19 protein-coding genes are annotated in these 26,677 nt (G+C 70.8%); 10 read left to right on the top strand and 9 right to left on the bottom strand.

Annotated features, from left to right (window positions below; all coding sequences use genetic code 11):
• Positions 1-14: 14 nt before the first annotated feature.
• Together mca and OG542_RS14495 are read left to right on the top strand one after the other, a co-directional pair.
• Positions 15-896 (top strand): mycothiol conjugate amidase Mca, encoded by an 882-nt coding sequence (mca, locus tag OG542_RS14500; protein ID WP_311127477.1) that lies wholly within the window; start codon positions 15-17, stop codon positions 894-896.
• Positions 889-1,155, top strand: coding sequence for a hypothetical protein (locus tag OG542_RS14495; protein WP_193481732.1), 267 nt, complete (start codon positions 889-891; stop codon positions 1,153-1,155). Before mca ends, OG542_RS14495 begins: the two co-directional genes overlap by 8 nt.
• 96 nt (positions 1,156-1,251) lie before the next feature.
• Here the strand turns inward: OG542_RS14495 and OG542_RS14490 are convergent, their stop codons facing one another.
• Positions 1,252-4,449, bottom strand: a complete 3,198-nt coding sequence (locus tag OG542_RS14490; protein WP_328411218.1) for a tetratricopeptide repeat protein — start codon at positions 4,447-4,449, stop codon at positions 1,252-1,254.
• 238 nt (positions 4,450-4,687) lie between these two features.
• Here OG542_RS14490 and OG542_RS14485 point away from each other — a divergent pair, with 238 nt between their 5' ends.
• From OG542_RS14485 to OG542_RS14465, 5 genes are all read left to right on the top strand, one after another.
• Positions 4,688-6,724, top strand: a complete 2,037-nt coding sequence (locus tag OG542_RS14485) for a thioredoxin domain-containing protein (protein WP_328411216.1) — start codon at positions 4,688-4,690, stop codon at positions 6,722-6,724.
• 146 nt (positions 6,725-6,870) lie between these two features.
• On the top strand, positions 6,871-8,181 hold the full coding sequence (locus tag OG542_RS14480) for a glycosyltransferase (RefSeq protein ID WP_311127480.1): 1,311 nt from the start codon (positions 6,871-6,873) through the stop codon (positions 8,179-8,181).
• Positions 8,178-9,830, top strand: coding sequence for an ArnT family glycosyltransferase (locus OG542_RS14475; protein ID WP_328411212.1), 1,653 nt, complete (start codon positions 8,178-8,180; stop codon positions 9,828-9,830). Before OG542_RS14480 ends, OG542_RS14475 begins: the two co-directional genes overlap by 4 nt.
• A complete protein-coding gene (locus OG542_RS14470; protein ID WP_328411210.1) occupies positions 9,827-11,020 on the top strand; it encodes a glycosyltransferase family 2 protein in 1,194 nt (397 codons plus the stop codon). The genes OG542_RS14475 and OG542_RS14470 overlap by 4 nt, the downstream gene beginning before the upstream one ends.
• Positions 11,017-13,422 (top strand): galactose oxidase-like domain-containing protein, encoded by a 2,406-nt coding sequence (locus tag OG542_RS14465; RefSeq protein WP_328411208.1) that lies wholly within the window; start codon positions 11,017-11,019, stop codon positions 13,420-13,422. Before OG542_RS14470 ends, OG542_RS14465 begins: the two co-directional genes overlap by 4 nt.
• A gap of 75 nt (positions 13,423-13,497) precedes the next feature.
• Here OG542_RS14465 and OG542_RS14460 read toward each other — a convergent pair whose 3' ends face one another.
• The 3 genes from OG542_RS14460 to trhA all read right to left on the bottom strand — a co-directional run bounded on the left by OG542_RS14460 (position 13,498) and on the right by trhA (position 15,745).
• Entirely contained in the window at positions 13,498-14,229 is a 732-nt protein-coding gene (locus OG542_RS14460; protein WP_328411206.1) for a Mut7-C RNAse domain-containing protein, read from the bottom strand.
• Between the two features lie 33 nt (positions 14,230-14,262).
• Positions 14,263-14,889: a TetR/AcrR family transcriptional regulator gene (locus OG542_RS14455; protein WP_328411204.1), complete on the bottom strand. Its 627-nt coding sequence runs from the start codon at positions 14,887-14,889 to the stop codon at positions 14,263-14,265.
• Between the two features lie 142 nt (positions 14,890-15,031).
• On the bottom strand, positions 15,032-15,745 hold the full coding sequence (trhA, locus tag OG542_RS14450) for a PAQR family membrane homeostasis protein TrhA (protein ID WP_311127486.1): 714 nt from the start codon (positions 15,743-15,745) through the stop codon (positions 15,032-15,034).
• Positions 15,746-16,073: 328 nt separating this feature from the next.
• Between trhA and OG542_RS14445 the strand changes: the two genes are divergently transcribed.
• A complete protein-coding gene (locus OG542_RS14445; RefSeq protein ID WP_311127487.1) occupies positions 16,074-17,903 on the top strand; it encodes a phosphoenolpyruvate carboxykinase (GTP) in 1,830 nt (609 codons plus the stop codon).
• A 239-nt stretch (positions 17,904-18,142) separates the two neighbouring features.
• On the top strand, positions 18,143-19,891 hold the full coding sequence (locus OG542_RS14440) for an Ig-like domain repeat protein (protein WP_328411201.1): 1,749 nt from the start codon (positions 18,143-18,145) through the stop codon (positions 19,889-19,891).
• Between the two features lie 225 nt (positions 19,892-20,116).
• On the opposite strand, the gene OG542_RS14435 is transcribed toward OG542_RS14440, so the two are convergent.
• The 3 genes from OG542_RS14435 to OG542_RS14425 form a co-directional block, all read right to left on the bottom strand.
• Complete coding sequence (locus OG542_RS14435) at positions 20,117-20,533, bottom strand: SCO4983 family protein (protein ID WP_328411199.1); 417 nt, start codon at positions 20,531-20,533, stop codon at positions 20,117-20,119.
• Positions 20,534-20,644: 111 nt separating this feature from the next.
• On the bottom strand, positions 20,645-21,856 hold the full coding sequence (locus OG542_RS14430; protein WP_328411197.1) for a pyridoxal phosphate-dependent aminotransferase: 1,212 nt from the start codon (positions 21,854-21,856) through the stop codon (positions 20,645-20,647).
• A 479-nt stretch (positions 21,857-22,335) separates the two neighbouring features.
• On the bottom strand, positions 22,336-22,527 hold the full coding sequence (locus tag OG542_RS14425; RefSeq protein ID WP_328411195.1) for a hypothetical protein: 192 nt from the start codon (positions 22,525-22,527) through the stop codon (positions 22,336-22,338).
• Between the two features lie 228 nt (positions 22,528-22,755).
• Here OG542_RS14425 and OG542_RS14420 point away from each other — a divergent pair, with 228 nt between their 5' ends.
• The gene (locus tag OG542_RS14420) at positions 22,756-23,682 is read left to right on the top strand and encodes a S1 family peptidase (protein WP_328411193.1); all 927 of its coding nucleotides are present in this window, start codon (positions 22,756-22,758) and stop codon (positions 23,680-23,682) included.
• Between the two features lie 22 nt (positions 23,683-23,704).
• Here OG542_RS14420 and OG542_RS14415 read toward each other — a convergent pair whose 3' ends face one another.
• A complete protein-coding gene (locus tag OG542_RS14415) occupies positions 23,705-25,318 on the bottom strand; it encodes an N-acyl-D-amino-acid deacylase family protein (RefSeq protein WP_328411191.1) in 1,614 nt (537 codons plus the stop codon).
• 12 nt (positions 25,319-25,330) lie between these two features.
• Positions 25,331-26,608, bottom strand: a complete 1,278-nt coding sequence (locus tag OG542_RS14410; protein WP_328411190.1) for an amino acid deaminase — start codon at positions 26,606-26,608, stop codon at positions 25,331-25,333.
• Positions 26,609-26,677 lie beyond the last annotated feature (69 nt).

Here is a 26,677-nt window from a genome sequence, read left to right as displayed (position 1 = left end):
CTGAGGATTGAGTCTTGACTGACCAGTTGCGACTGATGGCCGTTCACGCGCACCCCGACGACGAGTCGAGCAAGGGCGCGGCGACCATGGCGAAGTACGTGTCCGAGGGGGTGGACGTGCTGGTCGTGACCTGCACGGGCGGGGAACGCGGCTCCATCCTCAATCCCAAGCTTCAGGGCGACAAGTACATCGAGGAGCACATCCACGAGGTACGCAAGAAGGAGATGGACGAGGCCCGGGAGATCCTCGGGGTCAAGCAGGAGTGGCTCGGCTTCGTCGACTCGGGGCTGCCCGAGGGCGACCCGCTGCCGCCGCTGCCGGAGGGCTGCTTCGCCCTGGAGGACGTCGACCACGCGGCCGGTGAGCTGGTGCGCAAGATCCGCGCCTTCCGCCCCCAGGTGATCACCACCTACGACGAGAACGGCGGCTATCCGCACCCCGACCACATCATGACCCACAAGATCTCGATGGTCGCGTTCGAGGGGGCGGCGGACACCGAGAAGTACCCGGAGGACGAGTACGGCCCGGCGTACCAGCCGCTGAAGATGTACTACAACCAGGGCTTCAACCGCCCCCGCACCGAGGCGCTGCACCAGGCGCTGCTGGACCGGGGCATGGAGTCGCCCTACGGGGACTGGCTCAAGCGCTGGGAAGAATTCGGCATGAAGCAGCGCACGCTCACCACGCACGTCCCGTGCGCCGACTTCTTCGAGATCCGCGACAAGGCGCTGATCGCGCACGCCACGCAGATCGACCCGGACGGGGGCTGGTTCCGGGTGCCGATGGACATCCAGAAGGAGGTCTGGCCGACGGAGGAGTACGAGCTGGCGAAGTCCCTCGCCGATACCTCCCTCCCCGAGGACGACCTCTTCGCGGGCGTCCGCGACAATGCCTGACATGAGCGCAAGCGCAAGCCTGGCAATGACGCACCTCGTCTCCTTCGCCAAGGAGGTCGACGAGGACAAGGTCACCCCCGGCGTCCTCGGCTTCATCGTCTTCGCGGCGATGGCCCTGGCGGTGTGGGCCCTGATGAAGTCCATGAGCCGGCACATGAACCGGGTCGACTTCACCCAGGTCCCGGACCCCGAGGCCGAGCAGGCGGAGGCGGAGCCCGCGGACGCGGAGGCCTCTGGCCAGGGCAAGAAGCAAGGCTGACGCCCCTTCCCGGGGGCGAGACCCGTCGGTGGCCGTCCGCCGCCGACGGGTGCCCCGTGTGCCCCGGGGGCTTCTGATGGATCTCCGCGGTGTCTCCTAAGCCTTCGACTCCACGGTCACCCCCATCACCTCCCGCGCATGCCGGCTGGGTGTCATCCCGAGCCCCCAGGCCTGCCACCCGGCCTCCAGGCTCACTCCCCGTTCCAGCATCAGCGCCCAGGCGTCGGCGTACTCGTCGAGCTTCTCGTCCCGCAGCGGATGGCCCGCGCGGGACAGCTGGGCCAGTTCCTCCTGGGCCACGGCCGTGCCGACCTCCGCGCCGCCCGGGGCCGCGTACGGCAGGAGGGTGCAGCGCAGGAAGCGGGCCCAGTCCTCGCCCCGGCGGTCGCCGTACGACGTGAAGAGGCCGGTCGCCTCCTCGCACAGGGCGAGCGCCTGCTGGGTGCGGGCGTTGCCCGCGTCCACGACCGCCAGTTCCAGGCAGGTCCACGCCTCGCCGTGGGCGAGGCCGATGCGCTGGAAGTCGGCGCGGGCGTCGACGAGGAGCTGGCGGGCGAAGCCCGAGTTCCTCAAGGAACCCGTCTGGGCCGCGCGCTGGTCGCGGGTCACCCGAGCCGAGTGGTGGCGGGCGCAGGCCAGGCCGTAGACGTCGCGCATACGGGAGAACATCGTGCGGGAGCGTTCGAGTTCGCGGACCGCCTGGTCCAGGTTGCCCGTCTCCTCCAGGGCCTGGCCCAGGTAGTAGAGGGTCCAGGCCTCGCCCCGCGCGTCCTCGTTGTCGCGGTGCCGGGCGGCCGCGCCGCGCAGTTCCTCCACGGCCGGGGACGCGTCGCCGGCGACCAGCAGGGCCCGGGCCAGCTGGGTCAGGGCCCAGGCCTCGCCGCGGGCGTCGCGGGTACGGCCGTACAGCTCGAGGGCCGCGCGCAGCTCCGACTCGGCGCGCGGGACGTCGCCCATGCGCAGACCCAGCTGGCCGAGCTGGAAGTGGGCCCACGCCTGGCCGTGCACGGACTCGCCGGCGCGGTGCAGGACCAGGGACTCTTCCAGCAGCTCCAAGGCCTCCGCCACCCGGGCGCGGTCCCGCTCCACCGCCGCCAGGGCGTGCATCGTCCACGCCCGGTCCGTCGCCAGCTCGGGGGAGGACTGCAGGGCCAGGGCCTCGCGGAGCTTCGCCGACGCCTCCGTCAGATTGCCCTGGTGGTGCAGGGTGATGCCGAGGGAGCACAGGGCACGGGCGGCACCCGCGTCGTGGTGGGCCTCCCGGTAGAGGTCGACGACCGAGGCGAGAGTGGTGCGGGCCTTGTCGAGTTCGCCGAGCTGCCGCGCCGCGATGCCGGTGCGCCACTGCACCGAGCGGACCAGCAGCCCCTCGTCCACCGCCTGCGCCAGCTCGCTGATCTCGCCCAGCCTGTAGAGGTCGCCGCGCAGCAGGCAGTAGTCGCACAGGGCGCCCAGGAGGTTCAGCACCGCCGCCTGGTCCACGCCCTCGGCGTGCCGCAGCGCCGCCGTGATGAAGCTCGACTCGTCGTCCAGCCAGCGCAGCGCCTCGTCGAGGGAGGTGAAGCCGTACGGGCTGAAGCGGTTCGTGCGGGTCGACATGTTGCCGTCGACCATGCGCAGCACCGAGTCGGCCAGCTCGGCGTAGTTCACGATCAGCCGCTCCTGCGCGGCCGTACGCTCGGCGGGCTCCTCCTCGTCGAGGAGCCGGGCCTGGGCGAAGGCGCGGACCAGGTCGTGCAGCCGGTAGCGGTCGCCCCGGACGTGGTCGATCAGGCCCGCGCGGGTCAGGGCCTGCAGATGGCGCTTCGCCTCCGCCTCGTCGGTGGCCAGCAGCGCGGCGGCCGCGGCGGCCCCGAGCGAGGCCCGGCCGGCCAGGGCCAGCCGGCGCAGCAGCCGCCGTACGGTGTCCGACTGGTCGGTGTAGCGCAGCCACAGGGCGCGCTCGACCGGCTCGACCGGGCCGTACGCGCCGAGGTCCGTGGCCAGCGCGCGCGGGGAGCGCGGGCCGAGGCACGACCCCACGATGCGCAGCGCGAGCGGCAGCCCGCCGCACAGCTCCCGGACCCGGTCGGCGGACTCCGCGTCGTACGGTCCGGAACGGTCCTGCGCCGCCGCGCCCAGCAGTTCCTCCGCACCCGCCGCGTCCAGCGGCTCCACCGCCAGCTGATGCACCCGAGCGGGCAGCTCGGCCGGCTCCAGCGGGCCCCGCGCGGTCACCAGCACCAGACTGTCGGACCGCTCCGGCACCAGGGCGCGGACCTGCTCGGCGTCCGAGGCGTCGTCCAGGACGATCGTGACCGGCAGACCGGTCAGATGCTGGTGGTACAGCTCGCTCAGCCGCTTGACCTGCTGGTCGGGGGAGGAGCGCTCACGGAACAGCAGTTGCTCACGGGGCGCCCCGAGCCGGTTGAGCAGGTGCAGCAGGGCGTCGCGGGTGGACAGCGGGGACCCGCCCGGGCCCTCGGCACGCAGATCGACTACGCAGGCGCCGCGGAAGTAGTCCCGCAGATCGTGCGTGGCCCGCACCGCGAGCGTCGTACGGCCACTGCCGGGCGCGCCGTGCAGGACGACCACCGTCGGCCGGGTCTCCGTGCTCGCGCGGGCCGCCTGCACCCACTGCCGGATCTGCGCCAGCTCCGGCCGCCGCCCCGCGAACGGCTCCGCCGGATCCGGAAGCTGCGCGAAGGACTGCTCCAGCACATTACGCCCGCGCGCCGCCGCGCTCTTGTCCGTGCCCCGCAGCCGCGGCCCCGTCTGCTTCGGCCCGGTGGAGGCGGCGAGCACCCGCTGCTGGTCAAGGAACGGCCGGATGCCCCGCACCTCCAGTGCCGTCAGCCACTGCAGCCGCAGCTGTTCAGGACCGCCCGGCTGGCTCACGGCCCCGGCGCGTCGGCTCGCGGCCGGCAGATGCGAGCCGACCACCTTCACGACCGTCGCCGCGGCGCCCACGACCCCGACGGTCACGCCCGCGCCCAGCGCGGTCCCGGTGTCCGTGCCGAGGGCCATGTCGGCGACGACGGCCGCGACCGCCGCGACCCCGGCCACCAGCAGCGGCGTCCCCGCGCCCTCACGGGCGTACCGCTGTCCGAAGGTGAGCTGTCCGGCCGCCGCCTCGTCCAGGGCACGCGTGTAGGCCTCGTACTCCTCGGCCGCGCTCCGCGCCATCCCGTCGAGCCCCCCGCGCGCCCGCGCGAGCAGCACTTTCCCGTCGCTGCGCCCGCCGGTCCGCCGCACCTCCTCCTCCACGGCCCGCGCCAACAGCCCCTCGGCCTCCGCCCGATGACTGTCCCGCATGTCACGTCCCCCTCCGGCGGCAACAACGTTCTCTTCTGTCGCCTCGGTCGTGTTCTCGATCGTTTCCTTGGTCAAGTGTGCTGCGGACGGCGCATCGTTGCGAGAGGGCGTGCCTCGCATGATTGTGTGAAGACACGGGGCCGGCGGCGCGCCGCGTGCCCGGCGGGCGTGCGGCGGGAGCGTCGCCCGGGCGGCGCCTGACGCGTGACCGGCGGGGTACTGCGGCAGGATGGACACCATGCCGAACCGACTGGCGCACGAGACGTCCCCCTATCTCCTTCAGCACGCCGACAACCCCGTCGACTGGTGGCCCTGGTCGGCGGAGGCCTTCGAGGAGGCCCGCAAGCGGAACGTGCCCGTGCTGCTCAGCGTCGGCTACAGCAGTTGTCACTGGTGTCACGTCATGGCTCACGAGTCCTTCGAGGACCAGCAGACCGCCGAGTACGTCAACGCGCACTACGTGAGCGTCAAGGTCGACCGCGAAGAGCGCCCCGACGTGGACGCCGTCTACATGGAGGCCGTGCAGGCGGCGACCGGGCAGGGCGGCTGGCCCATGACCGTCTTTCTCACTCCGGACGCCGAGCCCTTCTACTTCGGTACCTACTTCCCGCCCGCCCCCCGCCAGGGCATGCCCTCCTTCCGGCAGGTGCTCCAGGGCGTGCACCAGGCGTGGGACGAGCGGCGGGACGAGGTGACCGAGGTCGCCGGGAAGATCGTCCGGGATCTGGCGGCCCGGGAGATCTCCTACGGGGATGCGCAGACTCCCGGTGAGGAGGAGCTCGCGCAGGCGCTGCTCGGGCTCACCCGGGAGTACGACCCGCAGCGCGGCGGATTCGGCGGGGCGCCGAAGTTCCCGCCGTCCATGGTGCTGGAGTTCCTGCTGCGGCATCACGCGCGGACCGGCGCCGAAGGTGCCCTGCAGATGGCGTCCGACACCTGCGAGCGCATGGCCCGGGGCGGCATCTACGACCAGCTCGGCGGCGGCTTCGCCCGCTACTCCGTCGACCGTGAATGGGTCGTGCCGCACTTCGAGAAGATGCTGTACGACAACGCCCTGCTGTGCCGGGTGTACGCCCACCTCTGGCGTGCCACCGGCTCGGAGCTCGCGCGCCGGGTCGCGCTGGAGACCGCCGACTTCATGGTGCGCGAACTGCGGACGAACGAGGGCGGGTTCGCTTCCGCGCTCGACGCCGACAGCGACGACGGGACCGGCAAGCACGTCGAGGGCGTGTACTACGCGTGGACGCCCGAGCAGCTGCGTGAGGTCCTCGGCGAGCAGGACGCCGAGCTCGCCGCGCAGTACTTCGGTGTGACCGAGGAGGGCACCTTCGAAGAGGGTGCCTCCGTCCTCCAGCTGCCTCAGCAGCAGGAAGGGCTGGTCGACGCCGGGAAGATCGCCTCCGTCCGGGAGCGGCTGCTCGCGGCGAGGTCCGAGCGTCCCGCGCCCGGCCGGGACGACAAGGTCGTGGCCGCCTGGAACGGGCTGGCGATCGCCGCGCTGGCCGAGACCGGCGCCTACTTCGACCGGCCCGATCTCGTCGAGGCCGCCGTCGCCGCCGCCGACCTCCTCGTCCGACTGCACCTCGACGAGCAGGCCCGGCTCACCCGCACCAGCAAGGACGGCCACGCCGGCGCCAACGCGGGCGTACTGGAGGACTACGCCGACGTGGCGGAGGGCTTCCTCGCGCTCGCGTCCGTCACGGGTGAGGGCGTCTGGCTGGAGTTCGCCGGGTTCCTCCTCGACCACGTCCTGGTCCGCTTCACCGACCCGGAGTCGGGCTCCCTGTACGACACGGCCGCCGACGCCGAGCAGCTCATCCGCCGCCCGCAGGACCCGACCGACAACGCCGCCCCGTCCGGCTGGACCGCGGCTGCGAACGCCCTGCTCGGCTATGCCGCGCACACCGGATCGGAGCCCCATCGCACCGCCGCCGAGCGGGCGTTGGGTGTCGTCAAGGCGCTCGGGCCGCGGGTGCCCCGCTTCATCGGCTGGGGGCTCGCCGCGGCGGAGGCCGCGCTGGACGGGCCGCGCGAGGTCGCGGTCGTGGGGCCGTCCCTCGATCACGAGGGTACGAAGACCTTGCACCGCACGGCACTTCTGGGCACCGCGCCGGGCGCGGTCGTCGCCGTCGGCGCTCCGGAGAGTGACGAGTTCCCGCTGCTCGTGGACCGTCCGCTGGTCGGCGGTGAACCGGCCGCGTACGTCTGCCGTAACTTCACGTGTGACGCCCCGACGACCGAACCTGACCGCCTGCGTGCGGTCTTGAGTGGCTGAAGTCACATATCAACGGAAACGTGCTCTTTATCTGAACAGCCTCCAGGTTTCACAGTTCCCCCTTAACCTCTGCACAGTGCTGTGACGGATGGGGCCACACAGGCCCACCGTCACCACTGGGGGTTCTGGGATCTGGGGGGATCTGTTTGCTGACGTCTGTCTTCATCGCTGCCGTTTCACTGGCCCTGTTCTGGATGGCGGCCTTCACCCTGTGGTGGCAGATGCACGCCTGGCGTACGCCGGAAGTGCTCGCCTCCACGCGGTTCAGCAGTCCGGACGGGGACGAGCACGTGTCCTTCTCGCTGCTGCTGCCCGCCCGGCACGAACAGGCGGTGCTGGACCACACGATCCAGCGGCTGCTGGAGTCGAGCCACACCGACTTCGAGATCATCGTGATCGTCGGGCACGACGACCCGGAGACCACCGAGGTGGCCGAGAAGGCCGCGGCACGTGACCCACGAGTCCGCGTCGTCGTCGACACGCACGAGAAGAAGAACAAGCCGAAGGCCATGAACACGGCCCTGCCGCACTGCCGCGGCGACGTCGTCGGGGTCTTCGACGCGGAGGACCAGGTCCACCCCGAGCTCCTCGCGCACGTCGACCACGCCTTCCGCACCACCGGCGCGGACGTCGTCCAGGGCGGCGTGCAGCTGATCAACTTCCACTCCAGCTGGTACAGCCTGCGCAACTGCCTGGAGTACTTCTTCTGGTTCCGCTCGCGGCTCCACTTGCACGCGCAGAAAGGTTTCATTCCGCTCGGCGGCAACACCGTCTTCGTTCGCACGGACGTTCTCAGGGAGGCCGGCGGCTGGGATCCGAACTGCCTCGCCGAGGACTGCGACCTGGGCGTCAGGCTCTCCAGCGTCGGCAAGAAGGTCGTCGTCGCCTACGACTCCGACATGGTGACCCGGGAGGAGACCCCGGGCTCGCTGATGTCCCTGCTGAAGCAGCGCACCCGCTGGAACCAGGGGTTCCTTCAGGTGTACCGGAAGAAGGACTGGAAGCAACTGCCCACCCTCGGGCAGCGGCTGCTCGCCCGCTACACCCTGATGACGCCGTTCATGCAGGCCTTCACCGGCCTGATCATCCCGCTGAACGTGGCGATCGCGCTGTTCCTGGACGTGCCCGTCGGCATCGCCTTCATCACCTTCCTGCCGGCCGTCACCGCCCTGGTCACCTTCGTCTTCGAGGTCGTCGGACTGCACGACTTCGGCAGGCAGTACGGGCTGCGTGTCCGCTTCGGGCACTACCTGAAGCTGGTCCTGGGCGGCCCCTTCTACCAGGTCCTGCTCGCCGGGGCGGCCGTGCGCGCCGTGTGGCGTGAGCAGCGCGGCCGCAACGACTGGGAGCTGACGACCCATGTCGGCGCCCATCTCGACGAGACGGCAGTGAACCGGCAGGACACGCCGGTGGACCGGCAGGACGTTCCCGTGACCCGAGAGGACGTTCCCGCGTGACCTCCACCCTTCCCGCGGCGACCACCCCGAAGGTGCCCGCGCAGCGGCAGCCTGTGCCGGGCGCCGGTTCGACCCGTCGCACACCCGAGCCGCCGAGCCGGCTCCGCTCCTCCCGGCCCGACCTGATCCTGTGCGGTGTGCTCCTGGTCGCGATCCTCATCGTGCAGGGCTGGAACATCGCCGACTACCCGGCCCTCAGCGACGACGAGGGCACGTACCTCGCCCAGGCCTGGTCGGTCCAGCAGGGCAACGGCCTCGCCCACTACACCTACTGGTACGACCATCCGCCGCTCGGCTGGATCCAGATCGCCCTGCTGACCTGGATCCCCGCGCTGATCAGCCCCGAGTCGATGACGGTGGGCACCATGCGCGCCGCGATGCTGCTGATCAGCGGCATCAGCGCGGTCCTCGTCTTCGTGCTGGGCCGTCGCCTGGCGCTGCCCCGCTGGGCGGCCGGACTCGGCATGGTGTTCTTCGGGCTCTCCCCGCTGTCCGTGGTCCTCCAGCGGGAGATCTTCCTCGACAACATCGCGGTGATGTGGACGCTGCTGGCCTTCACCCTGGCCGCGTCCCCGAGCCGTCATCTCTGGCACCACTTCGGAGCGGGCATCGCGGCCGCCACGGCCGTCCTCACCAAAGAGACGATGCTCGTCGTCCTGCCCGCCCTGTTCCTCACCATGTGGCGGCACAGCCACAAGGACACCCGCAAGTTCGCCCTCACCGGAGCCGTCACGGCCTGCGTGCTGATCGGCTTCGCGTACCCCCTGTTCGCCCTGCTGAAGGGCGAGTTGCTGCCGGGCGCCGGGCACGTCTCCCTCTGGGACGGCGTCAAGTACCAGATGACCAGACCCGGTTCCGGCTTCATCCTCGACCAGGGATCCGGCTCCTGGGGCGTGCTCCAGTCGTGGCTGTACTACGACAAGATCCTGCCCCTGGGCGGGCTCGCGGGCGCCCTGCTGCTCCTCGTCACCTGGCGCTGGTCCGTCACCGCCCGGGCCCTGGCCGGACCGGCCCTGGCCGTCGCCGTCTTCGCCGCGCTGGCCCTGCGCCCGAACGGCTACCTGCCCGCGATGTACGTCATCCAGGCCCTGCCGTTCCTCGCGCTCGTCCTCGCGGGCGGAACCGCTTCCGTCGCCCACGCCGTGCTGAGCCGTCGGCGCTCCGAGGCGGAGAAACGGTACGTCAGCCTGGGCCGGTACGCGCTGGCCGCGGTCCTGGCCCTCGCCGCAGCCGCCTACGTCGTACCGCGCTGGTACGACGGGGCCCGCATCGCCGTCACCACCGACGCCAACGCCGGCTACCAGGCGGCCTCGAAGTGGCTGGCCACGGAGGTCGAGGACCCGGAGCGCACCCGGGTGCTGGTGGACGACGCCCTCTGGCTGGACCTGGCGCACCAGGGCTACCGGCCGGGGCTCGGCGTCATCTGGTTCTACAAGGCCGACCTCGACCCGGCGGTGACGAAGACGATGCCGCGCGGCTGGAAGGACCTGGACTACGTCGTCGCCTCGCCGACGGTACGGCGTGACGCGGCCGACCTGCCCAACGTCAAGGCCGCCATGGAGCACTCGGACCCGGTCGCCACCTTCGGCACCGGCGAGGACCGCATCGAGATCCGCCAGATCCAGACGTCCGCCGGAGGCGCGCGATGAGCCAGGAGTCCACCGTCCCCGGAGAGGTCGTCGAGACCGCCGAGATCCCCGAACCGGGCGCCGTCACCATCGTCGTACCGACGTTCAACGAGTCGGCGAACGTGCGGCAACTGCTGCAGCAGATCACCGAGGCCGTCCCGGCCCGGCTGCCCTGCGAGGTCGTCTTCGTGGACGACTCCACCGACGACACGCCCGAAGTCATCCAGAAGGCGGCGCAGGACTGCCCCTTCCCGGTGACGGTCCTGCACCGGGACGAGCCGGTGGGCGGGCTCGGCGGCGCGGTCGTCGAGGGCATGAAGGCGGCGACCTCGGACTGGATCGTCGTCATGGACGGCGACTGCCAGCACCCGCCGTCGCTCGTGCCCGACCTGGTCGCCACCGGCGAGCGGGCGAACGCCGGGCTCGTCGTCGCCTCCCGGTACATCAAGGGCGGCAGCCGGGCCGGTCTCGCGGGCAGCTACCGCGTGCTCGTCTCGCGCGGGGCGACCTGGCTGACCAAGGCGCTGTTCCCGCGCCGGCTGCGCGGCATCAGCGACCCGATGAGCGGCTTCTTCGCGATCCGCCGCAGCGCCGTCACGGCGGAGGTCCTCCAGCCGCTCGGCTACAAGATCCTCCTCGAACTCGCCGTCCGCAGCCGCCCCCGCACGGTCACCGAGGTGCCCTTCGTCTTCCAGGACCGGTTCGCAGGCGAGTCCAAGTCGACGGCCCAGGAGGGCTTCCGTTTCCTGCGCCATCTGGCCGGGCTGCGCACCGCCACGCCGGCCGCGCGCATGGTCGGCTTCGGCCTGATCGGTCTCACCGGCTTCCTGCCGAACCTGGTCGGCCTGTGGGGGCTGACCGCGTTCGGCATGCACTACGTACCGGCGGAGATCCTCGCCAACCAGCTGGGCGTCGCCTGGAACTTCCTGCTCATCGAGCATCTGCTGTTCCGCGAGCGGCGCCGGCACCGCCGCTGGTGGGACCGGGCCGGGCGGTTCGCGCTGCTCGCCAACGCCGATCTGGTGCTGCGCATCCCGTTGATCGCCCTGTTCGTGCACCAGTTCCACCTGGGCGTGCTGTCCGCCACCGCGCTCGCGCTGGTGACGACGTTCGTCCTGCGCTTCGCGGGGACCGAAGCGCTGGTCTACCTGCCGCGCCGGGCCGGTGACAAGCCCGTGCGCGACGGCCGCACCGCAAGGAGAGCCGTGTGAACAAGTACCGGAGAAGAACCGCACTCGCCGGCGTGGGCGCGCTCACGGCCGGCCTCCTGCTGACCGCACCCCAGGCCGCCTCCGCAGCCAACCTCATCAAGAACCCCGGCTTCGAGACCGCCGGCACCGGCGACATGCCCTACTGCTGGGAGAAGTCCGGCTGGGGCGACAACGACTTCACCTTCACCACCACGAACGACGCGCACTCCGGCGGCAAGGCCATGAAGGTCGAGCTGACCCGCCGTGCCGACGGCGATCGCAAGGCCCTGATCACCGAGTCCGCCGAGTGCGCACCGGTGGTGACGCCGGGCAAGCAGTACGACCTGGGCCTCTGGTACAAGACGACCACCCCGGACGCGTCCCTCACCCTCTTCCGGCACGACGCGACGGCCGGCTGGCAGTACTGGACCGACCTCAAGACGCTGGACCTGGCCGGGGACTGGACCGAGGCCACGGTCCGCACCCCCCAGGTCCCGGCCGGCACGGACCGCATCTCCTGGGGCGTCTCCGTCTACGGCACCGGCTCCGCCACCACCGACGACTACACGATGGACCAGGTTCCCGACCCGGTCCTGCCGCCGGAGTGCACCGGCACCGCCGAGCAGTGCGCCGACGGCAAGTGGGACGTGCTGCCCACGCGGAACCCGGTCCGCTCCATGCACTCCGTCGTCCTGCGGGGCGGCAAGGTGCTGCTCATCGCGGGCTCCGGCAACGACGAGTCGATGTTCGAGGCCGGCACCTTCACCTCTGCGGTCTACGACCCGGCGGACGGCTCCTACAAGGTCGTCCCCACGCCGAAGGACATGTTCTGCGCCGGGCACGTGCAGCTCCAGGACGGGCGCGTACTGGTGATGAGCGGCAACAAGGGCTACCCGTCGGCGGACGGCCGCGTCGGCTACCAGGGCTACAAGGACTCGTACATCTTCGACCCGGAGACCGAGACCTACTCCAGGACCAACGACATGAACGACGGCCACTGGTACCCGTCGGCCACGATCCTCGGCAACGGTGACGTCATCTCCTTCGGCGGACTGCGCGAGGACTCCACCGGCTCGGTCACCGCCGAACTGTTCTCCCAGGCCGAGCAGAAGTGGCAGCCGACCTGGAAGGTCAACCAGACCTGGTCCTACTGGGGCCTGTACCCGTCGATGATCCTCATGCAGGACGGCCGCCTCTTCTACTCGGGCAGCCATGTCTTCGGCAACAACATCCCGGGCACGGGCTCGGCGCTCTACGACTACGACGCCAACACGATCACCCAGGTGCCGGGCCTCCAGAAGAAGGACGAGCGCGACCAGTCGGCCAGCGTGCTGCTGCCCCCGGCGCAGGACCAGAAGGTCCTCACCCTCGGCGGCGGCAACATCGACTCCAACCCGGAGGCGAACCGCCTGACCGACATCATCGACCTCAAGCAGCCCAACCCGTCCTACGTGGCCGGGCCGCCGATCCCGCAGGGCACGGTCGACCTCGGCAACGGGCCCGTCCCGCAGACCGGGGACCAGGGCAAGATGTACGTCTCCGCCGTGCTCCTTCCCGACGGCAAGGTGCTGGAGACGGGCGGGGCGCTGCACAACCGCGCCAACCCGGTCTACGAGACGTCGGTCTTCGACCCCGAGTCGGAGACCTTCGACCCGGTGGCCGTGGACCCCGAGGCGCGCGGCTACCACTCGTCGGCGTTCCTGCTGCCGGACGGCCGGGTGATGACCACCGGCGACAACCCGGGCAACGGCTCCTGGAACCACGACGTGTCGGTCTACAGCCCGCCCTACCTGTTCAAGGGCCCGCGACCGGCGATCACCTCGGTGATCGACACCGAGTGGAACTACGGCGACACCCAGCGGATCACCGTCGACCGGCCCATCGCCAAGGCCGAGCTGATCCGCCCGGCCGCCGTCACGCACTCCTCCGACCCGAACCAGCGGTTCGTGGACCTGCCGCTGTCCGTGGACGGCGACAACGTCGACCTGAACGTCACGAGCAACCCCAACCTGGCCCCGCCCGGCTGGTACATGCTCTTCGCGGTCGACGCCAACGGGGTGCCGTCGGTGGCGAAGTGGGTGCACCTCCAGGGCCCGCAGGCGCTCAAGGCGACGGACGCGTCAGCGCATGTCCACGACTTCGCGGACGCGCCCGAGGACAAGGTGGTCAAGCCCGGCAAGAAACGGGTGTCGCAGAAGGTCAGCCCGACGATCTCCGGCTGCGACCGGCACTACGGGTCGGCCAATGTCTGCGTCCCGACCGGCTTCCCGGCGGAGGTGAAGAAGTCGGCGGCCGCTCGGTGCGAGTGGCTGAAGGCGAACGACTACGGCCGCCTGAAGGTCAACGGGAAGGACGACCCGCTGGGCCTGGACCGGAACAGGGACGGCATCGCCTGCGGCAAGAAGGATCTGACCAGGCGCTAGACGCGCCCCATCAGGGGCGCGGGGAACTGCGCGACCAGCCACGGCGGGCCCGCAGTTCCCCACGGCGCCCAGCCATCAACGGTGCTCCGAGCAAAGCGCGACCGCACGCTCCACAATGGCCTCCAACTGCTCGTGATGCGCACCCCTCCAATACGCCCTGCCGCACGCGGTGCACTGCGCGAACACGTCGTACGTCGCGTGCGTGCCGTGCTTGAGCTGATCCGCGACCTCCTCCTTGGTCGCCTTGCGGAGAACCCCGTTGCAGGCGGTGCAGCGCGTCCAGGGAAGCAGCTCGGGACGGAACCGGTCCAGGACGTCCCGGAGCTGCTCCTCGGGACTCGTGCTGTACACGAACGCCCCCGCCCACAGCTCACGCCTGCGCAGCAGCCCCCGGTCCCGGCTCAGCATGACCCGCTGTTCCGCCGCCGAACGAGCGGCCAGCGCCGGGTCGCCGATGTCGGTCGACTCATAGGCCGTGTCCACGCCGAGCAGCCGCAGCCGGCGGGCCAGCGTGCCGAGGTGCACGTCGAGGAGGAAGCGCAGGGGAGCGCCCGGGACCTTCTGGGGGCGTGCCACGGTCCGTACGGTCACGGACTCGCCGGCCGCCGGGACGTGTGACACGGGCACTTCACGGCCGTCCACGACCAGGGCGCCCACCTCGGTCAGCGGCACGCCCAGCGACTCGATGACGTGGCCGAGGCTGGAGACGCCGTCGGTGGCGGCCCGTACGGTGCCTGCCCGCCGGGCCTGGGAGACGAACAGGTGCAGCTCGGGGGCGAACTCGACGTCGATCTCGGGACCGTTCACCCGGTCAGGATGCCACGGAGGCGGGCCGCCGCCTCAGGGTTTTCCGGTCGGCAGGCCGTGTTCCAGGACGTCCAGGGCGCGGTCGACGAGGTCCCGGATGTCGTCCCGGTGGCCGGTCTCGGCCCAGTAGTGGGCGGCCTCCATCAGCCCGCCCATCACGGACATGGCGAAGACCCGTAGTTCCAGGCTGTCGGGGTCGAGCCCGGAGCGCTCGGCGAGGGCCTCGCGGAGCAGCAGGCCGGTGGCCGCCGTGCTCTCGTTCATGCGGGCCCGGACCGTGGGCACCTCGACCCCGAGCCGCGTCCGCAGCCGGGTGACCTCGGGTCCCTCGGCGAGGCTCAGGTCGAGTGCCTTGCGCATCACGTGCCGCAGGGTGTCGGCCCAGGACTCGCCCTGTGGCCGGGCTCGCAGCTCTTCCAGCATCACCGGGTCCCACTCGTCGGTGATGACGATGTCCTCCTTGGTCGGGAAGTAGCGGAAGACGGTCGACGGCGACACCTCGGCCCGGTCGGCGATCTGCTCGATCGTCGTGGCGTCGTAGCCCTGCTCCTCGATCAGCGCGTAGGTCGCGGCGCGGATCGCCCGGCGGGTCTTGACCTTCTTCCGCTCCCGGAGTCCCAGCGGGGGCTGGTCGGCGGGAGTGGTGCGTGGGGCCGGCATCTGGATGCCTCCGGGGATAGAAAATGGCAGTAGCAGTTATTTGACAGTAGCCCTCAAAAATAACCCACTGTCAATTTTTCCTCCGGGTGCAACGAAAAAACGGCCACGGCTGGAGAGCCGTGGCCGAAAGGGGCGTGCGGTCCTACCCGTGCTGGTACGCCACCAGCGAGATACCCACGTAGTGCGCGATGAAGGCCGCCAGGGTGAAGGAGTGGAACACCTCGTGGAAGCCGAACCAGCGCGGCGACGGGTTGGGCTTCTTGATCCCGTAGACCACGCCGCCCGCGCTGTAGAGCAGGCCGCCGACGATGACCAGGACGAGGACGGCGATACCGCCGGTCCGCATGAAGTCGGGCAGATAGAAGACGGCCGCCCAGCCCATCGCGATGTAGCACGGCGTGTAGAGCCAGCGGGGGGCGCCGACCCAGAAGACGCGGAAGACGATCCCGGCCGCTGCCGCGGCCCAGACGCCCCACAGCAGCCACTGGCCCTTCGCGCCCGGCAGGAGCAGCATGGTCAGCGGCGTGTACGTACCCGCGATGATCAGGAAGATGTTGGCGTGATCCAGACGGCGCAGAATGCCGTCCATGCGCGGACTCCAGTCGCCCCGGTGGTACAGCGCGCTCACGCCGAACAGCAGGCAGGCCGTCAGCACGTAGATCCCGCAGGCGATGCGTCCTCTGGACGAGTCGGCGAGGGCGGTCAGCACCAGGCCCGCGACGAGAACGGCCGGAAACATGCCGAGGTGCAGCCAGCCGCGCAGCTTGGGCTTCACCGGGTGCGGCAAGGAGAGCGCCACCGGGCCACGGCCGTCGGCCGGCGTATCCGAGGGCGCGTCGGGGACGAACGCAGTCATGGCCGAATGGTAGCTACGGAACCGTAAGTGACCCATCAGTCCGGTCGATTGGCCGATGAAGAGTGGCCATCCTCTCACCCTCGCCGAATGATGGTTACGCAAACGGATGGTCAGATGAACCCAACGTGAACGCAAAGACGGTGCGAGAAACCGTGGCGATCCTCACGTTGCTCACCTGTGCGCTCCTCTGGACAGATGGGCGCGGACGTCGGATGATCAAATGAGTGCGGTCGGCACCGGATGAGCGCCAAGTTTCACCATGAAGCATCCGGGTCGCAGCCCCCACGGGGCCTCCACATCAACAAAAATCCCTCATTTAGGAGCAATCGTGGCGCGCGACATCGCGGCTCCCACCGTCCCCACCACTCATCAGGGGCTGATCTCGTGGGTGAACGAGATCGCCGAGCTGACCCAGCCGGACAACGTGGTCTGGTGTGACGGATCCGAGGCCGAGTACGAGCGCCTGTGCGAGGAGCTCGTCCAGAAGGGCACCTTCCGGAAACTCGACCCGATCAAGCGCCCCCACTCCTACTACGCGGCCTCCGACCCCACCGACGTCGCCCGAGTGGAGGACCGGACGTTCATCTGCTCCGAGAAGGAGGAGGACGCCGGCCCGACCAACCACTGGAAGGCCCCCGCCGAGATGCGGGAGATCTTCCAGGGCTCCGGGGGCCAGGGCGGCCTGTTCCGCGGCTCGATGCGCGGCCGGACGATGTACGTCGTGCCCTTCTGCATGGGCCCGCTGGGCTCGCCGCTGTCCGCGCTCGGCGTCGAGATCACCGACTCGGCGTACGTCGCCGTCGCCATGCGCACGATGACGCGCATGGGCCAGGCGGTCCTGGACGAGCTCGGCTCCGACGGCTTCTTCGTCAAGGCCGTGCACACCCTGGGCGCCCCGCTGGAGCCCGGCCAGGAGGACGTCCCCTGGCCCTGCAACCAGACCAAGTACATCTCGCACTTCCCCGAGGACCGCGAGATCTGGTCCTTCGGCTCCGGCTACGGCGGCAACGCCCTGCTCGGCAAGAAGTGCTACGCCCTGCGCATCGCCTCCGTGATGGCGCGTGACGAGGGCTGGCTTGCCGAGCACATGCTGGTCCTCAAGCTCACCCCGCCGCGCGGCGAGGCCAAGTACGTCGCCGCGGCCTTCCCGAGCGCCTGCGGCAAGACCAACCTCGCCATGCTGGAGCCGACCGTCCCCGGCTGGACGGTCGAGACCATCGGCGACGACATCGCCTGGATGCGCTTCGGCGAGGACGGCCGGCTGTACGCCATCAACCCCGAGGCCGGCTTCTTCGGTGTCGCCCCCGGCACCGGCGAGCACACCAACGCCAACGCCATGAAGACGCTGTGGGGCAACTCCGTCTTCACCAACGTCGCCCTCACCGACGACAACGACATCTGGTGGGAGGGCATGACGGAGGAGACTCCGGCCCACCTGACGGACTGGAAGGGCAACGACTGGACCCCGGAGTCCGGCGTCCCGGCCGCCCACCCCAACGCCCGCTTCACCGTCCCGGCCTCACAGTGCCCGATCATCGCGCCGGAGTGGGAGGACCCCAAGGGCGTGCCGATCTCGGCGATCCTCTTCGGCGGCCGCCGCGCCACCGCCGTACCGCTGGTGACGGAGTCCTTCGACTGGAACCACGGCGTCTTCCTCGGCGCCAACGTGGCCTCCGAGAAGACCGCCGCCGCCGAGGGCAAGGTCGGCGAGCTGCGCCGCGACCCGTTCGCGATGCTGCCGTTCTGCGGCTACAACATGGGCGACTACATGGCCCACTGGATCGATGTGGCCAAGGACAAGGACCAGTCCAAACTGCCGAAGATCTACTACGTCAACTGGTTCCGCAAGGACGACCAGGGCAAGTTCGTGTGGCCCGGCTTCGGCGAGAACGCCCGCGTCCTGAAGTGGATCGTGGAGCGCCTGGACGGCACGGCCGAGGGCGTCGAGTCGCCGATCGGCATCCTGCCGGCGAAGGGCGCCCTCGACACGGACGGCCTCGAGCTGTCCGACGCCGATCTGGACTTCCTGCTCACCGTCGACAAGGAGGTCTGGCGCGAGGAGGCCGCCCTGGTCCCCGAGCACCTCAACACCTTCGGCGACCACACGCCGAAGGAACTGTGGGACCAGTACCGCGCGCTGGTGCAGCGCCTGGGCTGACACCCGCACCCAAGACTCCGCGGCCGGTCTACCGAGAGCGCCCTGACCAGCAACATCGTCACGGCCGGCCGCGGTGACAGCACCATTTTCAGGCAGGGGTTCGCACAACGGCGTGCGGGCCCCTGCCTTCGTCGTTCCCGTCGCGCCCCCTTGCTCACGGAATCTTCACGCCTGTTTCATGCTCTACAGGCGCCTCGCCGGTCCCGGTGGGGCTCCCAAACAGCCTGTGGGGGGCACAGTTGAATACTGCACACCGTTCCAGACGGCTCGCGGCCACGCTGTCCGCCGCGTTACTCGCGGGGACCGGCCTGACCGTCGCCGCCGCACCCGCGGCGCACGCGGCGGCCTCCGACGCGGTGGCCTCCGACGCGGTGGCCAAGCTGCCGATCTCGTCGTACTCGGCGCTGGCCGTCGACAACGTCCACCAGCGCGTCTTCGTGGCGGACAGCAACGTCGGCTACTACCTCAACTCCGGCACCATCGCCGTCTACACCTTCGAGGGTGAGCGCCTCACGACGCTCACCACCAGCCAGGCCCATGTCTCCGGCCTCGCGGTCAGCGCCGACGGCAACACGCTGTACGCGGGTCTGCGCGAGCGCATCGAGGCCATCGACACCACCACCTACCAGCGCACCACCGTCGCCTCCGTCAGCACCGACACCTGCGGCCGGGAGATCGCCCAGTCCGCCGGCCAGCTCTACTTCACGACGCCGAACACGACCTCGACCTCCCAGTGCGCCACCGCCGAGACCCATCTCGACCAGATCGTGAACGGCGTACACGCCCGCACCGGCTGGAACGACAACGGCGATCTGCAGCTGGAGGCCGGCCCCGGGGACCGCATGCTCATGGGCCAGCCGCTCAACGCGAAGGCGGCCGACCCCTTCCTCGCCGTGTACGACACCAGCGACGGCGCCCTCGTCCGGGGCGCCGCACGGCGCTTCGCCGACGGCCAGGGCAACGGTGCCCTGAACCTCAAGGACCTGGCGTTCTCCGCCGACGGCGGCCAGGTCGCCCTGGCCGACGCCACGGCGGGCACCCGGCTGCTGAACACCGGCGACCTGTCGGACGCGGCGACCGGCTACCGGGCCCTGCCCGACGGGGCCACCGCCAGCGCGGTCGCCTTCAGCGGTGACGGCAAGTACATCGCCCGCGGAGCCTCCGCCACCGGTGCCGTACCCGACCTGCTGGTGCAGCCCGCCGACCCGGGCGACTCCACCACCCCGCTGGAGTTCGTCTTCGAGGGCAGCCTCGACGGCGACCGGGTCGTGCCGCGCGGCATGGAGTGGTCGGCGGACGGATCCCGGCTGTTCGCGGTCACCACCAACGCGGCCGGCGGCCAGTACTGGCTGCACATCATCAAGCCGCCCGCCGTCCAGTACGACGCCCGCTTCACCGGAGGCCTCACCCACAGCCCCGGCCAGGCCGTGGCGGGGGAGCCGCTGGCCGTGCGCGGCCGGCTGGAGCACGACGGGCCGGCGCCCGCCGAGCCGCTGAAGGTCAAGGCGACCCGCACCGACGCGAGCGGCACCCACGATCTGGGCACCGCCACCGTCAAGGCGGACGGCACCTTCACCGTCCTCGACGAGCCCGACCGTCTCGGCGAGGCCACGTACACCGTGTCCTACCTCGGCGATCTGACCCACCGTCCGGCTACGGACATCACCCACACCGTGACGGTCGGCAAGGCCCCCACCGCGATCGCCCTGACCGCCCCCGACGAGGCGAACCTGTCCGACGGCATCGAGATCACCGGCACGTTCACCGCCCAGGGCAAGGCACTGGCGGACCGTGCGGTGCTCAAGGTCGTCCGCGAGGACCGCCTCGGCACCGGCACCCTGTCCTCGGTCACCGTCGCCGCGGACGGCACGTTCACCATCAACGACATCCCCCGCATCCACCGCGACGTGACCTACACGGTCACCTGGCCGGGCGACGCCCTGCACGAGGGCTCGACAGCGTCAGCGGAGGTCTACGTCAGACGCTGACTCTTGCGATGCCGTTGGGGGGGCGCTCCCAAGGGGCGCGGGGCTGTATCGATGTGCGGCTCCGCCGCGTGGGCGCGACTGGCCACACTCAACCCGCACCCGCCCACGGGCGATACCCCAACGGCGATAATCGGCTCAAGCCAACGCAGTGCTGTGGCTCCCGGCCCGCGCGTCGCTGCGGGTGCGCGCGGACCGGGGCCGTCGAAGGGAGCCCGTGAACCGGGCTCAGTGGGACGCGAGTGTGTGCGGATCCAGAGCCTGCGTGTGGGCGTCCATGCACTCGGCGGCAAGGATGGCGGCAGCCGTATCGGCACGGGACGCGGCGACGACCAGCGCACGCCCCGCCAGGGCATGCGCCCTCCGGTGGAGCGCCACGGTGCTCCGCTCACGCCGGCCCCTGGACGCGCGGGTCGGCGTACGTCCACCCCTCAGCCGGGCGACCTGCTCCGTGAGCCGCTCCGCCGAGGCGTCCAGGCCGGCCGACGGTGCTGCCGCGCGGAGTTCGTCCGTGACGGCGAGCAGTGCGGCGAGATGGCCCGCGAGCTGGATGTCCAGCTCTTCCTCACGCGATCGGTGGGGGAAATCGGCGGTGGTGCCGGCCATCGTGGTGTGGACCGACTTGGCGCGGATCGGTTCGTACATGGGACGGCCTCCTGAGTGCTTCAGGAAGCCATCCTAGCTTAGATTTCGTCTAAAGTTGAGTTGTTCACAAATTCGGACCGACTGCACACACAGTGTGAGCGGGGTCTTTGGTCAGGGCTGGCTGTAGCCGTCCAGGAAGTGCCCGATCCGGCTCACCGCGTTCCGCAGGTCGCCGACCGACGGCAGGGTCACCACACGGAAGTGGTCCGGCTCCGGCCAGTTGAAGCCGGTGCCCTGGACGACCATGATCTTCTCGCGCCGGAGCAGGTCCAGGACCATGCGCCGGTCGTCCTTGATCTTGAAGACCTTGGGGTCGAGACGCGGGAAGAGGTACAGGGCCCCCTTCGGCTTCACGCAGCTCACGCCGGGGATCTGGGTCAGCAGCTCGTACGCCACGTCCCGCTGCTCGCGCAGCCGGCCGCCCGGCAGCACCAGGTCGTTGATCGTCTGGCGTCCGCTGAGCGCCGCGACCACGCCGTGCTGTCCCGGCATGTTCGCGCACAGTCGCATGTTCGCGAGGATCGTCAGGCCCTCGATGTAGGAGTCGGCGTGGGCGCGCGGCCCGGAGATCGACATCCAGCCGACCCGGTAGCCGGCGACCCGGTACGCCTTCGACATGCCGTTGAAGGTGAGGGTGAGCAGGTCGGGGGCGACGGTGGCGGTCGGGGTGTGCGTGGCCTCGTCGTAGAGGATCTTGTCGTAGATCTCGTCCGAGCAGACCAGCAGATTGTGGCGGCGGGCGATGTCGGTGAGCCCCTTGATCATCGCCTCGTCGTAGACGGCCCCGGTCGGATTGTTGGGGTTGATGATGACGATCGCCTTGGTGCGGTCGGTGACCTTGCGCTCGACGTCGGCCAGGTCCGGCATCCAGTCGGCCTGCTCGTCGCACCGGTAGTGGACGGCGGTGCCGCCGGACAGGGAGACGGCGGCGGTCCACAGGGGGTAGTCGGGCGCCGGCACGAGGACCTCGTCGCCGTCGTCGAGCAGCCCCTGCATCGCCATCACGATCAGCTCGGAGACGCCGTTGCCGATGAAGACGTGCTCGACGTCCGTCTCGATGCCGAGGGTCTGGTTGTGCATGACGACCGCGCGCCGCGCGGCCAGCAGTCCCTTGGCGTCTCCGTATCCGTGTGCCGTGGACACGTTCCGGAGGACGTCCTCCAGGATCTCGGGCGGACACTCGAAGCCGAACGCGGCCGGGTTGCCGGTGTTGAGCTTGAGGATGCGGTGACCGGCGGCTTCCAGCCGCATCGCCTCCTCGAGCACCGGGCCCCGGATCTCGTAACAGACGTTGGCGAGCTTGGTCGACTGGATCACCTGCATGTCAGGGAGCTTACGGCCCGGTAATGCCCCGCGGATCGTGTTTTCCGCCACGTGAGACGCGCCGGTTTGGACGGGTATCGCCGCACGCTGTCCCACCAGCGCTTTCGATGCCTACAATGCGCCGCCATGTCCAGGCCATCCGAATACGCCGACGGAGCGACGGGCGGCGAGCCCCATGGGCCGCCGAACGTGTATCTGCCGCAGACCCGACCCCGGCGTAGGACGCGTACGCCGATCCGGCGGCGGCGCACGGCTGGCAGGACGCGTACGAGCCCGAGGACGCGCGGGGCGCCGCCGGCGGCACGGGTGACACACGTGAGCTGCCGTCGGGGCCTGCGCACGGCCGGTCCGGTGCGGGCCGCCACTCCCGGCGCCGGCCGGGGGCGTGGCGTGCCCGCCGCGTGGCGGTCGCCTCCGGAGCCGTGGGCGCCGTGTCGGTGGCCGCGCTGATCGCCAATCTCTCCCTCTCGGACGCGCCCTCAGGCGGGGCGCGAGATGGCAGCCACTCCCGCCGCCCCGCTCGTCGGCGGCCCGGCGGATGGTGACGAGCCGTCCGGCGCCGCGTCCGCGAGCCCGTCCACCGCGGCGAGCCGCACCCCGTCCGAGTCCGGGACGGGCGCCGCCAGTTCCTCGGCCGGCAGCCCGACGGCCTTCGCTCCCACCGCCGCCACGTCGGCTCCGGGCCGAGCCGAGGGAAAACCCGGACGCGGTCCCGGCGGCACGAAGGGCCCCAAGTAATCCGTCCCCCAAAGCCGTTGAGTAGGGTCAGGCCCGACGGGCCGGTCCCGGGGAGAGAACAACTCCTTGCCCGTCCGCCTCGCGACGATCACAATGCGCATGACAACAATGCGGGCGGCCGGAAGATTTCCGGCCGCCTCCGTCGCAAGAGGGGACCCCCCATGAGAAAACCTCTCGCCGCCGCGTTCTTCGCCCTGGCGATAGCCGGGGCCGGCGCGGCTCCCGCGACCGCTGCCGAGGCCGCCCCCCAGGGCTTCGGCAAGGTCGCGGACGCGGGCTCGGTCACGTCCGCCGCCTCAGGCGTGATCACGTCCGTGGAGCAGACGCTGTCCGGGCTCCGCGGCTCGTCGTCCAAGGCCGTCAGCTTCGCCGGCACCGTCGCGCTCAGCAACTGCTCCGGTTCCGTCGTCCGCATGCCGGACTCCGAGGACAACGACCCGGCGCTGGTGATGACCAACGGCCACTGCCTGGACGGCGGCATGCCCGCGCCCGGCGAGGTCCGCGTCGACCAGACCTCCAGCCGTACCTTCGGTCTGCTCAACGCCTCCGGCTCGCGCGTGGCCACCCTGCGCGCCGCCAAGCTCGCGTACGGCACGATGACCGACACGGACGTCGCGTTCTACCAGCTCACCACCACGTACGCGCAGATCAAGAGCTCGTACGGCATCAACGCACTGACGCTGAACGACACGCACCCGGTCGCCGGCACCGCCATCAGCATCCCCTCGGGCTACTGGAAGCGGATCTACAGCTGCGACATCGACGGGTTCGCCCACAACCTGAAGGAAGGCGACTGGACCTTCAAGGACTCGGTCCGCTACACCTCCGCCTGCAACACCATCGGCGGCACCTCCGGCTCGCCCGTCGTCGACGAGGCCACCGGCAAGGTCGTCGCGATCAACAACACCGGCAACGTGGACGGCGAGCGCTGCACGGTGAACAACCCCTGTGAGGTCGACGCCAGCGGCGACGTGACCGTCCGCAAGGGCATCAACTACGCCCAGCAGACCTACCAGATCCCGGCCTGCTTCGGCGTCGACAACAAGCTCGACCTGAGCGCGAGCGGCTGCACCCTGCCCAAGCCGTAGGGCGGAGCCTGAGGACGGGCGGTCACGTGGGAGGAGTCCTGCGGACCGCCCGGCCCGCCAGGACGTCCGTACGCCGGCCGTCCTCGATCACGAAGCGGCCGTCGACCAGGACGTACGGGATACCCGTCGGGAGCGTGCGGGGTTCGGCGAACGAGGACCCCGCCGCTACCGTCGCCGGATCGAAGAGGGCCAGGTCCGCGACGTACCCCTCGCGCACCAGGCCCCGGTCCGGCAGTCGCAGCCGGGCCGCCGGACGTGCGGTGAGGTGCGCGACGCACTCCTCCAGCGACAGCACCCCCAACTCCCGCACGTAGTGCCCGAGGTAGTGCGGGAACGTGCCGTAGGCGCGCGGGTGCGGCTTGGCGCCCTGGAGGATGCCGTCCGAGCCGCCGGTGTGCACACGGTGGCGCATGATCGCCCGGACGTTCTCCTCGTGGCCGACGTGCTGGAGGATCGTCGGGGCCAGCCGGTCGGCCAGCAGCAGCCCGCGCGCGGTCACCCAGGGAGCCTCGCCCCGCCGGTCCGCCGACGCCTGGACCGTGTGGCCGACGAAATCGGCCAGGGCCGGATCGCCCACCCCCGAGATCTCGATGGTGTCCCACTCGATGGGCACGCCGTGGCAGCCGTCCGAGCCGGTGACCTCCAGGTCGTGGCGGATCCGCTCGGCCGTCTCCTCGTCCGCCAGCCGCTCGAGGGCCGCCTCGGGGCCGCCCTCGTTCGCCCAGCTCGGCAGCATGGCCGCCAGCGTCGTACAGCCGGGCGTGTAGGGGTAGGTGTCGAGGCTGATGTCGGCCCCGGCCGCCAGCGCCTCGTCCAGGAGGGACAGCAGCTCCGGCGCCCGGCCCTTGTTCACGCCGAAGTTCATGGTGGCGTGGGCGAGATGCAGGGAGCAGTCCGCCTCCCGGGTCAGGGCGACCATCTCCCGGTACGCCTCCAGGGCGCCCGCGCCGTAGGAGCGGTGGTGCGGGCAGTAGTAGCCGCCGTACGACGCCACCACCCGGCACAGTTCGGTCAGTTCGGCGTCCTGCGCGTACATGCCGGGCGTGTACGTCAGCCCGGACGACATGCCGACGGCGCCCTGCTCCATGCCCTCGGCGACCAACTGCCGCATCCGGTCCAGCTCTTCGGGGGTCGCCTCGCGGTCCTCCCAGCCGACGGCGAGCGCGCGGACCGTGCCCTGGGGGATCAGATAGGCCGCGTTGACCGCGATCCCACGGTCCAGCCGGTCCAGGTACTCGCCGACGGAACGCCAGTCGAAGTCGATGTCGTCACCGGAGCCGTTCCACCCCGCGATCGCCCGGCGCACCTCGCCGAGTGTGCGGTCGTCGACCGGCGCGTACGACAGTCCGTCCTGGCCGATGACCTCCAGGGTGACGCCCTGCGCGGCCTTGGCGATGTGGTCGGGGTCGCGCAGCAGGGCCAGGTCGCTGTGGGCGTGCATGTCGACGAAGCCGGGGGAGAGGACCAGCCCCTCCGCGTCCAGCTCCCGGCGTGCCTTCGGCCGCTGGCAGCCGGCCGCCGCCGCCTCCTTGACGATCGACACGATCCGGCCGCCGTCGACCACGACATCGGCCCGGTACGAGGGTTCGCCGGAGCCGTCCACGACGTCGGCGTCCCGGATGACGAGCTCTTCCATCGCGCGGGCCTCCTAGAAGAACGTACGGACGTAGTCGACGACCGTGCCGTCCGCCGCCACGACCGGGATCAGCTGCCACTTGTCGAACGACGTGCACGGATGGGACAGACCGAGACCGACCCAGTCCCCGACCTCCAGATCCGCCTCCGGCGTGGTGCTCAGCCAGGCGTGCTGGTCGGACAGGCCGGTCACCGACACCCCGGTGGCCGGGCGCTCGGCGCCGTCCCGGCGGACCACCTGGGCGAAGGGCAGATCGAGGTCGTAGGCGGCGTCCCGCTTGCCCGCGTTGACGAAGGCCTGCTCGGCCGAGGGCCGCGACACCACCTGCGTCCACAGGCGGAACGCCGGCTCCAGGGCGCCCTCCTCGGGGACCCGGTTGAACGGGGTCAGCTTGCGGTAGTGGCCGTCGTCGTGCGAGACGTAGGCGCCCGAGCGCAGCAACTTCAGCACGGGACGGGAGAGTTCGGGGATCTCCGCGAAGACCTCGGCGACCGCGTCGAACCAGGCGCTGCCGCCCGCGCTGACGACGATCTCGTCCACGTCCTCGAAGCGCCCGGCCTTGTCGAAGCCGGCGGCGAGCGCGACCAGCCGCCGCAGCCACGCCGTCACCCGCTCCGGGTCGGCCTTCGGCACCTCGCCCTCGTAGCCCGCGACACCGACGAGCCGCAGGGTCCGGGTGCCCGCGACCGCGTCCGCGACCGCCGCGCACTCCGCCTCCGTACGGACCCCGGTCCGGGCGCCCTCCCCGGCGGCGAACTCGACGACGACCTCCACGGGGCGCCCTGCCCCGCTCAGCGCGGCGTCCATCAGTTCCACCCCGCGCACGGAGTCGACGTAGCAGACGAAGCGGAAGTCCGGGTCGGCGTCGAGTTGGGCAGAGACCCAGCGCAGGGCCGCCGGGTCGACCAGCTCGTTCGCGAGGAACACCCGCCGGGTCCCGAACGCGCGCGCCACCCGCACCTGGTGGGGGACCGCCAGCGTGATGCCCCACGCCCCGTGCTCGACCTGCCGCTGGAACAGCTGCGGGGCCATGGAGGTCTTGCCGTGCGGCGCGAAGGCCAGACCGTGCCGGGCCGCGTACGTCTCCATGAGCTTCAGGTTGTGCTCCAGACGCTCGGCGGACAGCGCGAGCACGGGCGTGGCGAAGCCGCCGGTGAAGAGGTCGCGGCGCTGGGCGGCCAGCTCACCCACGGTCAGGCCGTCGGCGTCCGGCGGGAGGCCCTTGAAGCGGTGGTCGACGCGCTCGGCGGCGAGCCGGGCGAGGGACTCGGCGGCGGTGTCGGCTGTCATGGAGCCTCCTGATCAGCGGTGTTGCATTCTCTGCAATCTTCATTGCGTATGTCGCGTAACGCTGTCTAA

The organism is Streptomyces violaceus (assembly GCF_036014075.1).
Classification (GTDB): domain Bacteria; phylum Actinomycetota; class Actinomycetes; order Streptomycetales; family Streptomycetaceae; genus Streptomyces; species Streptomyces violaceus.
Note: the sequence above shows the minus strand (reverse complement) of the source record. Positions and strands in the feature narration are given on the sequence as shown.

Excerpts from the sequence above, each read along its gene's own strand:
- OG542_RS14420 (WP_328411193.1), top strand. The coding sequence starts at position 22,756 with ATGAGAAAACCTCTCGCCGCCGCGTTCTTCGCCCTGGCGATAGCCGGG.
- OG542_RS14410 (WP_328411190.1), bottom strand. The coding sequence starts at position 26,608 with ATGACAGCCGACACCGCCGCCGAGTCCCTCGCCCGGCTCGCCGCCGAG.
- OG542_RS14485 (WP_328411216.1), top strand. The coding sequence starts at position 4,688 with ATGCCGAACCGACTGGCGCACGAGACGTCCCCCTATCTCCTTCAGCAC.
- OG542_RS14415 (WP_328411191.1), bottom strand. The coding sequence starts at position 25,318 with ATGGAAGAGCTCGTCATCCGGGACGCCGACGTCGTGGACGGCTCCGGC.
- OG542_RS14470 (WP_328411210.1), top strand. The coding sequence starts at position 9,827 with ATGAGCCAGGAGTCCACCGTCCCCGGAGAGGTCGTCGAGACCGCCGAG.
- OG542_RS14435 (WP_328411199.1), bottom strand. The coding sequence starts at position 20,533 with ATGTACGAACCGATCCGCGCCAAGTCGGTCCACACCACGATGGCCGGC.
- OG542_RS14430 (WP_328411197.1), bottom strand. The coding sequence starts at position 21,856 with ATGCAGGTGATCCAGTCGACCAAGCTCGCCAACGTCTGTTACGAGATC.
- OG542_RS14490 (WP_328411218.1), bottom strand. The coding sequence starts at position 4,449 with ATGCGGGACAGTCATCGGGCGGAGGCCGAGGGGCTGTTGGCGCGGGCC.
- OG542_RS14455 (WP_328411204.1), bottom strand. The coding sequence starts at position 14,889 with ATGCCGGCCCCACGCACCACTCCCGCCGACCAGCCCCCGCTGGGACTC.
- OG542_RS14495 (WP_193481732.1), top strand. The coding sequence starts at position 889 with ATGCCTGACATGAGCGCAAGCGCAAGCCTGGCAATGACGCACCTCGTC.
- trhA (WP_311127486.1), bottom strand. The coding sequence starts at position 15,745 with ATGACTGCGTTCGTCCCCGACGCGCCCTCGGATACGCCGGCCGACGGC.